This is a genomic window from Microbacterium sp. UMB0228, assembly GCF_002871415.1.
In the GTDB taxonomy this organism is placed as follows: Bacteria; Actinomycetota; Actinomycetes; order Actinomycetales; family Microbacteriaceae; genus Microbacterium.
In genome coordinates this window covers 728,885-738,714 of sequence record NZ_PNFU01000001.1, presented here as the reverse complement: position 1 = coordinate 738,714, position 9,830 = coordinate 728,885, and the positions used below count along the sequence as shown (strand labels likewise).

The 9,830-nt window shown below is 71.6% G+C and carries 6 protein-coding genes; 2 read left to right on the top strand and 4 right to left on the bottom strand.

The genetic code is table 11. From position 1 onward, the window contains the following. On the bottom strand, positions 1-796 hold a 796-nt coding region (locus tag CJ226_RS03570), incomplete at its 3' end, for an ADP/ATP-dependent (S)-NAD(P)H-hydrate dehydratase (protein ID WP_102208321.1). Positions 797-852: 56 nt separating this feature from the next. On the opposite strand from CJ226_RS03570, the gene CJ226_RS03565 reads away from it, so the two are divergent. Then, positions 853-1,920, top strand: a complete 1,068-nt coding sequence (locus tag CJ226_RS03565; protein ID WP_102208320.1) for an NADH:flavin oxidoreductase/NADH oxidase — start codon at positions 853-855, stop codon at positions 1,918-1,920. Between the two features lie 59 nt (positions 1,921-1,979). Here the strand turns inward: CJ226_RS03565 and CJ226_RS03560 are convergent, their stop codons facing one another. The 3 genes from CJ226_RS03560 to CJ226_RS03550 form a co-directional block, all read right to left on the bottom strand. Beyond that, on the bottom strand, positions 1,980-3,041 hold the full coding sequence (locus CJ226_RS03560; RefSeq protein ID WP_025103069.1) for a hemolysin family protein: 1,062 nt from the start codon (positions 3,039-3,041) through the stop codon (positions 1,980-1,982). Beyond that, positions 3,038-4,357 carry a hemolysin family protein gene (locus CJ226_RS03555; RefSeq protein ID WP_062635102.1) on the bottom strand — a complete coding sequence of 440 codons (1,320 nt, stop codon included), beginning with the start codon at positions 4,355-4,357 and terminating at the stop codon, positions 3,038-3,040. Before CJ226_RS03555 ends, CJ226_RS03560 begins: the two co-directional genes overlap by 4 nt. Before the next feature lie 113 nt (positions 4,358-4,470). Further along, positions 4,471-5,925 carry a GuaB1 family IMP dehydrogenase-related protein gene (locus CJ226_RS03550; RefSeq protein WP_102208319.1) on the bottom strand — a complete coding sequence of 485 codons (1,455 nt, stop codon included), beginning with the start codon at positions 5,923-5,925 and terminating at the stop codon, positions 4,471-4,473. 161 nt (positions 5,926-6,086) lie between these two features. On the opposite strand from CJ226_RS03550, the gene CJ226_RS03545 reads away from it, so the two are divergent. Continuing rightward, a complete protein-coding gene (locus tag CJ226_RS03545; RefSeq protein ID WP_062635106.1) occupies positions 6,087-9,770 on the top strand; it encodes a multifunctional oxoglutarate decarboxylase/oxoglutarate dehydrogenase thiamine pyrophosphate-binding subunit/dihydrolipoyllysine-residue succinyltransferase subunit in 3,684 nt (1,227 codons plus the stop codon). The last annotated feature ends 60 nt before the right edge of the window (positions 9,771-9,830 follow it).

Sequence of the window (9,830 nt, the reverse complement as noted above, 5' to 3'; positions counted from 1 at the left end):
CCTCCGCGACGTCGAGCGCCACGATCGGATGACCGCTCGCGCCCGCGGTCGCCGCGGCGGCGAGGCGGGCGGCGTGCCCGTGCAGCCAGACGGCCGCCGCGGCGGACTCGACGAGCGGGCTGTCCGGATTCGCGGCGATCACGGCGGCGACGATCCCGGCCAGCACGTCCCCCGTCCCGGCCGTCGCGAGCCACCCGGTCCCCGCCTCCACGGCGACGAGCGTGCCGTCGGGTGCCGCGAGGACGGTGCGCGCGCCCTTGCGCAGCACCACGCCGTCGATCGCGGCGGACACGTCGCGGACGTGCGCGAGATCGTCCGAGGCCCCGTCGATGCCGACGCGCTCGCGCAGCCGCGCGAACTCCCGGCCGTGCGGCGTGGCGACGAACGGGGCGCGGGCGGTCGGCGCCAGATCGAGCGCTCCGGCGTCGATGACCACGGGGACGTCGCCGTCGACGATCTCCCGCAGCGCCTGCGCCTCCGCCGTGCTCCGGTCGTCCGGATCGGTCCCGGACCCGATCACCCAGGCGCCGATCCGCGTGCGTCCGGCATCCGGCCCGCCGACGGTCTCCGGGCGTCGTGCCAGCACCGCCGCCACCGCCGACGGCGCGCCCACGTAGCGGACGAATCCGGCACCGGTGCGCCAGGCGGCCTCGACGCCCAGCACCGCGGCGCCGGGGTAGGCGGCCGATCCGGTGCGGATGCCCACGACGCCCCGCGAGTACTTGTCGTCCTCGGCGGTCGGCGCGCGGAAGAACCGCGCCGCGTCGCTGCGGGACCACTCGCGCACGTCGCTCATGACTCCACGTTAGCCCGACGGCCCTGTCCCGTCCGCGTCGGCGGTACCGTCGAACGGTGAGTCTTCTCTTCTCCCCGCTGACCATCCGGTCCACCACGTTCCGCAACCGCCTCTGGGTCTCCCCCATGTGCATGTACAGCGCCGTCGACGGCGTGGCGCAGGAGTGGCACCACACCCACCTTGCGCAGTTCGCCTCGGGCGGTGCCGGGCTCATCGTCGCCGAGGCCACGGCCGTCGTCCCGGAGGGGCGGATCTCCCCGCGCGACCTCGGCCTCTGGGACGACGCGCAGCGCGACGCCCTCGCCCCGATCGTGCGAGCGATCCACGACCGCGGGGCCGCCGCGGGCATCCAGCTCGCGCACGCCGGGCGGAAGGCCTCCACCTGGTGGCCCTGGGCCGACGAGCGCGGCTCGGTCCCCGCCGCCGCGGGCGGATGGACGACCACCGCCCCGTCCGCGGTGGCCTACGAGGGGTTCGCCGCGCCGGTCGCGCTGGACGCGGCGGGCATCGACCGCGTGGTCGACGGGTTCGCCGCGGCGACCCGTCGGGCGCTCGAGGCCGGCTTCGACGTCATCGAGATCCACGGCGCCCACGGCTACCTCCTGCACCAGTTCCTGTCGCCGCTGTCGAACCTCCGCGAGGACGAGTACGGCGGCTCGCTGGAGAACCGGGCCCGGCTGCTGCTGCGCGTCGTGGACGCGGTGCGCGAGGCGGCCGGCGACGGCGTGCCGGTCTTCGTCCGGATCTCGGCGACGGATCACGCCGAGGGCGGGTTCACGCCCGAGGAGGCCGCGACGGTCGGCGGCTGGGCGACCGCGCGCGGCGCCGACCTCATCGACGTCTCCAGCGGCGGCCTCGTCGCGCACCAGCGCATCAGCGTCTCCCCCGGCTACCAGGTCCCGCTGGCCGAGACCGTCCGCCAGGGCGGGCGGATCCCGGTGTCGGCCGTGGGCCTCATCACCGCCGCCGCCCAGGCCGAGCAGGTGCTCGCCGACGGGGCGGCCGACGCGATCTTCGCCGGACGGGAGTGGCTGCGCGACCCGCACTTCGCGCTCCGGGCCGCGCACGAGCTGGGCGACACGGTCGCCTGGCCGCCGCAGTACGAACGCGCGCACTGGCGCTGACGCCCACGACGAAGGCCGCCGGTCCCCGAGGGAGCCGGCGGCCTTCGCGTATCCGGATGTCAGTGGCCGCGGACGCGACGGGTCGCGTCCTGCACCTCGCCGACGAGCTCCTCGAGGATGTCCTCCAGGAACAGCACGGCGGTGGTCTCCCCCCGGGCGTCGCGGACCTTGGCGAGGTGGCGACCCGCCCGTCGCATGACGGCGAGCGCGTCCTCCAGATCGGTGTCCTCCTGCACGGGCACCATGTGGTGGATGCGCTTGCCGGGGATCGGCTCGAGCACCTTGGCCTCGGCATCCGGGCCCTCCGAGGCCCGCAGGATGTCCTTGAGGTGGACGTAGCCGATCGGGACGTCCTCGTCGTCGACGATCACGTAGCGCGAGAACCCGTAGCGGGCCACCGCCTTCTCGATGTCGTCGGGCGTGGTCGTCTGCGGCAGCGTGACGAGGTCGCTCAGCGGCACGGCCACGTCGCGCGCCTTCTTGTCGGTGAACTCGACCGCGGCCGTCACCGTGCCCGCGGTGTCCATGAGCACGCCCTCACGGCGCGACTGGTTGACGATGGTCGCGACCTCGTCGAGGGTGAACGTCGACGCCGCCTCGTTCTTCGGCTCCACGCGGAAGAGGCGCAGCACGCCGTTCGCCGCCGCGTTCAGCAGCCAGATCACCGGCATGAACACCTTCGAAACCCACACCAGCGGCGTCGCCAGCAGCAGCACGGCACGGTCCGGAATCGAGAACGCGAGGTTCTTCGGCACCATCTCGCCGAACACGACGTGCAGGAACGACACGATGAGCAGCGCGATCGTGAACGACACGACATCCACCGCGCCGTCCGACCAGCCCAGCGCGTGCAGCGGCACGGCGAGCAGATGGTGGATGGCGGGCTCGGACACGTTCAGGATGAGCAGCGAGCAGATCGTGATGCCGAGCTGCGAGGTCGCGAGCATGAGCGTCGCGTGCTCCATGGCGTACAGCGCGGTCTTGGCCGGGCGCGAGCCGCGCTCGGCCTTCGGCTCGATCTGGGAGCGCCGCGCGGAGATCACCGCGAACTCGGCGCCGACGAAGAACGCGTTCGCCGCCAGCAGGACGACGAGCCAGGCGAGGCCTCCCCAATCGCTCACAGGGACACCCCCTCGATGACGACGGCATCCGGTCTCGGGACGTAGCGCACCCGATCCACGCGGCGGCCGTCCATGCGGACCACCTGCAGCGTGCCGCTGTCCAGGGGCACCTCGTCGCCGACGACCGGCACCCGCTCGAGGACGCTCATGACGTAGCCGCCGACCGTGTCGTACACATCGCCCTCCGGCACCTCGACGCCTGCGCGGCTGCGCAGCTCGTCCGGACGCAGCTCGCCGGGGAAGGTCACCCCGTCGCGGTTGCGGATGATGCCGGCCCTCGTCCGGTCGTGTTCGTCGGACACCTCGCCGACCAGCTCCTCCACGAGGTCCTCCAGCGTCACGATCCCCGCCGTCCCGCCGTACTCGTCCACGACGACCGCGAGCTGATATCCGCGACCGCGGAGGTCGGAGATCAGGGCGTCGACGTGGGCGGTCTCCGGCACGCGGAGCGGGTCGGTCGCGAGGGCCCCGACGGGCACCTCGGCCCGGCGTTCCCGCGGCACCGAGATGGCGGCCTTGAGGTGCACGACGCCGGTGATGTCGTCGAGGTCCTCATCGAAGACCGGGAAGCGGCTGTGGCCGGTGCGCCGCGCCAGCTGGATCACGTCGTCGACCGAGTCGCCCGCGGCGATCGCGTGCATGCTCGGGCGCGCCGTCATGACGTCGGCCGCGGTGAGCCGCGAGAACGTGAGCGTGCGGTCCAGCAGCGTCGCGGTGTCGGCCTCCAGCACTCCGGCGCTCGCCGACCGTCGCACGAGGGACGAGAGCTCCTCCGCGCTGCGGGCGCCGGAGAGCTCCTCCTTGGGCTCGATGCCCATGCTGCGCAGCACCCCGTTGGCGCTGCCGTTGAGCACGACCACCGCCGGCTTGAACACGGTCGTGAAGGCGATCTGGAACGGCACGACGAGCTTCGCCGTGGCCAGGGGCAGCGCCAGCGCGAAGTTCTTCGGGACGAGCTCGCCGAGGATCATCGAGAGCACCGTCGCGACGAACATCGCCACCACGGTCGCGATGGGAGCGACGGCGGCTTCCGGGATGTTCCAGGCGACGAGCGTGGGGCGCAGGAGGTTGGACAGCGCCGGTTCCATCGTGTATCCGGTCAGCAGCGTGGTCAGCGTGATGCCGAGCTGCGCGGAGGAGAGATGCGTCGAGGTGTGCCGCAGGGCGCTGATCGTCAGGGAGAGGCGGGACTCGCCTCGCGCCTGCCGCGCTTCCAGATCCGCGCGGTCGAGGTTCACGAGGGCGAACTCGCTCGCGACGAAAAGGCCGGTGCCGACCGTGAGCAGAAGCCCCACGCCCAACATGATGTAGTCCATCAGATCTTCCTCTCCGGGGAGAGAACGGGACGGTGGGGCGATGTTCGGCAACTGGGAGGGTCGTCCATAGTGCGCTCGATTCTACAGAAGCGGACTGTGGTCGCGGCAGGTGATCACCAACTGACCGGCAGCGCCTTGCCCTCCTCGTAGCCCGCCGCCGACTGCAGTCCGACGAGAGCACGGTCGTGGAACTCCGGCACGGTCGCGGCCCCGGCGTAGGTGAAGGACGACCGCACGCCCGACGTGATCATGTCGAGCAGGTCCTCGATGCCCGGGCGCAGCGGGTCGAGGTAGATCTTGGAGGAGGAGATGCCCTCGGCGAACAGCTCCTTGCGCGCCCGCTCGTAGGCGTCGAGCCGACCGAACCGCGCCTGCACCGCCTTGGTCGAGGCCATCCCCCACGACTCCTTGAACAGACGACCGTCCGTGTCGCGCTGGAGCTCGCCCGGGGCCTCGATCGTCCCGGCGAACCAGGAGCCGACCATGACGGAGGCCGCACCGGCCGCGAGCGCGAGGGCGACGTCCCGCGGGTAGCGCACCCCGCCGTCGGCCCAGACGTGCGCTCCGGCCTCGGCGGCGGCCTGTGCGGTCTCCAGCACCGCGGAGAACTGGGGACGACCGACCGCCGTCATCATCCGCGTCGTGCACATCGCCCCTGGTCCGACGCCGACCTTGAGGATCGAGGCGCCCGCGTCGACGAGATCCCGCACGCCGTCCGCGGTGACGATGTTCCCCGCGACGATGGGGAGCCCGAGCCCGAGGGACGCGACCTCCTGCAGCGCCCGGAGCATGCCCTCCTGGTGGCCGTGCGCGGTGTCGACGACGAGCACGTCGACCCCGGCCGCCGCGAGCGCCTTCGCTTTCGCCCCGACGTCGCCGTTGATGCCGACCGCCGCGGCGACGGCGAGGCGACCGTCGGCGTCCACGGCCGGCCGGTACAGCGTGGCGCGGAGGGCGCTGCGGGCGCTCAGCGTCCCGACGAGGTGGCCGTGGTGGACGACCGTGACCACCTCGACGTCCGCCTCGGTGATGACGTCGAAGGCGTGCCGTTCGGAGCCGATGTCGTCCGCGTCGATGGACGGCGTGCCCCGGTGCACGAGGTCGCCGAGCTGCGCGTCGGGCAGCGCGGTCGCGAGACGGGTGGCCGGGAGCACCCCGACGATGCGGTCGACGGGGATCGGCGCCGCGCCGGAGGCCACGACGATGCCGTGGCCGGGGGCGGCGGGGAGCAGGCGGAGGGCGTCGGCGACGGTCGCCTCCGGGGGCAGCACGAGCGGCGTGTCCCAGAGCACCGGCTGCCCCTTAACGTCGCGGATCGCGGCGTCGAGCTCCTGGAGCGGGAGGTCCTGCGGCAGCACGCCCAGCGCCCCTCGGCGCGCGAGCACGGCGGCGATCCGCGGCCCGGTCACCGAGTTCATGTTCGCGGCGACGAGCGGCAGCGTCGCCGGGGTGCCGTCGTGCGGAGCGAGATCGACCTGGAGGCGACTGGTGACGGCCGAGCGGCGCGGCACCAGGAAGACGTCCGAGTAGGTCAGATCGACGGTCGGCTGCGCACCTGAGAACTCCATGTCTCCACGGTACCCAGATCGGCGCGCCACGGGTCGTGCTGTTCGACGTCTCCTCGGTCGAAACAGGTTAGGCTTGGTGGTCGAGAGTGTGCGGGCCCGAGCGCATCCTGCGTCGTGCGTCCGCATCGGAGATCTTCAGCGATGAAAGAGGGCGATAGAGCGTGTCGAACCAGGTGACCGGCGTCGGTGGCGACGGGGGGTTCGGAGCCAATTCCTGGCTCGTCGAAGAGCTCTACGAGCAGTTCAAGGAGAACCGCGACTCGGTCGACAAGGAGTGGTGGCCCATTCTGGAGAAGTACCACTCCGAGACCACGGCCGCCGGAGGCGCTGCCGCTCCCACCGCGACCGCGGCCCCGGCGCACCCCGTGACCGCTCCCATCCCCGTGATCGGTGCACAGCCCGTCGCCCGCACCACCGCGAAGCCGGCCGCGGCCGCGCCGATCCCCGCCCAGGCGCCGAAGCCGAAGCAGGAGTCCAAGGAGACGCAGCAGCCGTCCGAAGAGGACAAGGTCACCCCGCTGCGCGGTCTGCCGAAGACCCTCGCCGCGAACATGGACGAATCGCTCACCGTCCCCACCGCGACGAGCGTCCGCACGGTCCCGGCCAAGCTGATGATCGACAACCGCATCGTCATCAACAACCACATGGCCCGCACCCGTGGCGGCAAGGTCAGCTTCACCCACCTCATCGGCTGGGCGCTCATCCGCACCCTCGACGAGTTCCGCAGCCAGAACGTCTTCTACGCCGAGATCGACGGCAAGCCCTCCGTCGTGGCCCCGGCGCACGTCAACCTCGGCATCGCGATCGACCTGCCCAAGCCGGACGGCACCCGCGCCCTCATGGTCCCGAGCATCAAGCGTGCCGACACCATGACCTTCACCGAGTACCTCGCCGCCTATGAGGACCTCGTCACCCGCGCCCGCGCCAACAAGCTCACCGCCGCCGACTTCCAGGGCACCACGGTCTCGCTCACCAACCCGGGCGGCATCGGCACGGTGCACTCGGTCCCGCGTCTCATGAAGGGCCAGGGCTGCATCATCGGCGCCGGCGCCCTCGAGTACCCCGCCGAGTTCCAGGGCGCGAGCGACAAGACGCTCAACGAGCTCGCGATCGGCAAGACCATCACGCTCACGAGCACCTACGACCACCGCGTCATCCAGGGCGCCGGCTCCGGCGAATTCCTGAAGAAGGTGCACGAGCTGCTCATCGGGCAGCGGGGCTTCTACGACGACATCTTCGCGGCGCTGCGCATCCCGTACGCGCCCATCCGCTGGAACCCGGACATCGCGGTCGACCTCGCCGAGCGCGTCGACAAGCAGTCCCGCGTGCAGGAGCTCATCAACTCCTTCCGCGTGCGCGGCCACCTCATGGCCGACATCGACCCGCTCGAGTACCGTCAGCGCTCGCACCCCGACCTGGAGATCGAGAGCCACGGCCTGACCTTCTGGGACCTCGACCGCGAGTTCGTCACGGGCGGGTTCGGCGGACGCCGCGTCGCCAAGCTCCGCGACATCCTCGGCGTGCTGCGCGACTCGTACTGCCGCACTCTCGGCATCGAGTACATGCACATCCAGGACCCGGAGCAGCGCCGCTGGTTCCAGGAGAAGGTCGAGGTCAAGTACCAGAAGCCCGGCCATGACGAGCAGCTGCGCGTACTGCGCAAGCTCAACGAGGCCGAGGCCTTCGAGACCTTCCTGCAGACGAAGTTCGTCGGCCAGAAGCGCTTCTCGCTCGAGGGCGGCGAGTCGCTGATCCCGCTCCTCGACGAGATCCTCCAGGGCGCGGCCACGGCCGGGCTGGAGGGCGCCGCGATCGGCATGGCCCACCGCGGCCGCCTGAACGTGCTCACCAACATCGCCGGCAAGACGTACGGCCAGGTCTTCCGGGAGTTCGAGGGCACGCAGACCCCCGGCAACCAGCGCGGCTCGGGCGACGTGAAGTACCACCTGGGTACCGAGGGCACGTTCGTCGCCGACGACGGCTCCGCGCTGCCGGTGTACCTCGCCGCCAACCCCTCCCACCTGGAGACGGTCGACGGCGTGCTGGAGGGCATCGTCCGCGCCAAGCAGGACCGCAAGCCCATCGGCACCTTCGCCTGGCTGCCCATCCTCGTCCACGGCGACGCGGCCTTCGCCGGCCAGGGCGTCGTCGTCGAGACCCTGCAGATGTCGCAGCTGCGCGGCTACCGCACGGGCGGCACGATCCACGTGGTCGTCAACAACCAGGTCGGCTTCACCACGACGCCGAGCGACGCCCGCACCTCGGTCTACGCCACCGACGTCGCCAAGACGATCCAGGCGCCGGTCTTCCACGTGAACGGCGACGACCCCGAGGCGGTCATCCACGTCGCGCAGCTCGCGTTCGAGTACCGCGAGCGCTTCCACCGCGACGTCGTGATCGACCTCGTCTGCTACCGCCGTCGCGGCCACAACGAGGGCGACGACCCCTCGATGACGCAGCCGCTGATGACCGACCTCATCCAGGCGAAGCGCTCCGTCCGCCGCCTGTACACGGAGTCCCTCGTCGGTCGCGGCGACATCACCGAGGAGGAGTACGACGAGGCCAAGGCCGACTTCCAGAACCGTCTGGAGATCGCCTTCGCCGAGACGCACGCCGCCGAGACCGGCGCGACCCCGATCGCCCCCGAGGAGGCCCCCCAGGTCGAGGACCAGGTCGGAGCCCCCGAGGTCACCGGTGTCCCCGCCGAGGTCATCCGCCTCATCGGCGACGCGTTCGTGAACAAGCCCGAGGGCTTCACGGTGCACCCGAAGATCCAGCAGCTGCTGGAGAAGCGCCTCGACATGAGCCGCAACGGGAACATCGACTGGGGCTTCGGCGAGCTGCTCGCCTTCGGCTCGCTCCTGGTCGAGGGCACCCCGGTGCGCCTCGCCGGCCAGGACTCGCGCCGCGGGACCTTCGTGCAGCGGCATGCCGCGCTCCACGACCGGGCGAACGGCCAGGAGTGGCTGCCGCTGTCGAACCTGTCCGACGCGCAGGGCCGCTTCTTCGTCTACGACTCCCTCCTCAGCGAGTACGCCGCGCTCGGCTTCGAGTACGGCTACTCCGTGGAAGCTCCCGAGGCCCTGGTGCTGTGGGAGGCGCAGTTCGGCGACTTCGTCAACGGCGCCCAGTCGGTCATCGACGAGTACATCTCCGCCGCGGAGCAGAAGTGGGGTCAGCAGTCCAGCGTCACGCTCCTGCTCCCCCACGGCTACGAGGGCCAGGGACCGGACCACTCCTCCGCGCGCATCGAGCGGTTCCTGCAGCTGTGCGCCCAGGACAACATGATCGTGGCGCGTCCGTCGACCCCGGCGTCGCACTTCCACCTGCTGCGCCGGCAGGCCTACGCCCGCCCGCGCAAGCCTCTCATCGTGTTCACCCCGAAGGCCATGCTGCGCCTGCGCGGCGCGACGAGCCCGGTGGAGGCGTTCACCGGGGGCCGCTTCGAGCCGGTCCTCGACGACGACCGCGGTCTCGACCGTTCCACCGTGAAGCGCGTGCTCGTGCACAGCGGCAAGGTGCACTGGGACCTCCGCGCCGAGCTGGAGAAGAACCCGAACCCGGAGATCGCCCTGGTGCGTCTGGAGCAGCTCTACCCGACGCCCATCGACGCGCTGAAGAAGATCACGGACTCGTACCCGAACGCCGAGCTCGTGTGGGTGCAGGAGGAGCCGGAGAACCAGGGCGCGTGGCCGTTCCTGGCTCTGGCCTTCGCGGACGTCCCCGGCGACCGCTCGTTCCGCCCGGTCTCGCGTCCGGCGTCGGCCTCGCCGGCGACGGGCTCGTCCAAGGTGCATGCGACCGAGCAGGCCGCGCTCATCCGCGCGGCGGTCACCCTGGGCTGACCGCCTCTCTGACGACGAAGGGCGCCCCGGCTTCGGCCGGGGCGCCCTTCTCGGTTTGTG

What these genes read in the sequence shown, in the direction of transcription:
- CJ226_RS03555 (WP_062635102.1), bottom strand. Translation starts at nt 4,357, where the DNA reads ATGGACTACATCATGTTGGGCGTGGGGCTTCTGCTCACGGTCGGCACC.
- CJ226_RS03550 (WP_102208319.1), bottom strand. Translation starts at nt 5,925, where the DNA reads ATGGAGTTCTCAGGTGCGCAGCCGACCGTCGATCTGACCTACTCGGAC.